The organism is Staphylococcus sp. EG-SA-2 (assembly GCF_017152085.1).
In genome coordinates this window covers 1-834 of record NZ_JACYHC010000988.1, presented here as the reverse complement: position 1 = coordinate 834, position 834 = coordinate 1, and the positions used below count along the sequence as shown (strand labels likewise).

At 34.2% G+C, this 834-nt stretch carries 1 protein-coding gene; it reads left to right on the top strand.

Annotation, left to right across the window (positions count from 1 at the left end):
- On the top strand, positions 1–834 hold an 834-nt coding region (locus IDG60_RS17010), incomplete at both ends, for a thiamine pyrophosphate-binding protein (RefSeq protein WP_274611447.1).

Genomic DNA, 834 nt, shown 5'->3' with positions numbered 1-834 from the left:
TTTATCATGTACGTCATGAAGAAGTAGCAAGCTTAGCGGCTGCTGGTTACACAAAATTAACTGGTAAAATCGGTGTGGCATTAAGTATCGGTGGCCCTGGTTTAATTCATTTATTAAATGGTATGTATGATGCCAAAATGGATAATGTACCGCAATTAATATTATCTGGACAAACGAATAGTACAGCACTTGGAACGAAAGCATTCCAAGAAACAAATTTACAAAAATTATGTGAAGATGTAGCCGTTTATAATCACCAAATTGAAAAAGGTGACAATGTGTTTGAAATTGTTAACGAAGCAATTCGTACGGCATATGAACAAAAAGGTGTAGCTGTTGTTATTTGTCCTAACGACTTATTAACTGAAAAAATTAAAGATACAACGAATAAACCAGTAGATACATCAAGACCAACTGTTGTATCACCAAAATATAAAGACATTAAAAAAGCGGTTAAATTAATCAATAAGAGTAAAAAGCCGGTTATGTTGATTGGTGTTGGTGCAAAACATGCGAAAGATGAGCTACGTGCGTTTGTTGAAGCGGCAAAAATTCCGGTCGTTCATTCATTACCTGCTAAGACAATCTTACCGGATGACCATCCATACAGTATTGGTAACTTAGGTAAAATAGGTACAAAAACCTCATATCAGACAATGCAGGATGCAGATTTACTAATTATGGTAGGTACAAACTATCCATATGTAGATTACTTACCTAAGAAAAATATTAAAGCAATCCAAATCGACACAAATCCTAAAAATATCGGACATCGTTTTAATATTAATGTAGGAATTGTTGGAGACAGTAAAATTGCATTGCATCAGTTAACTG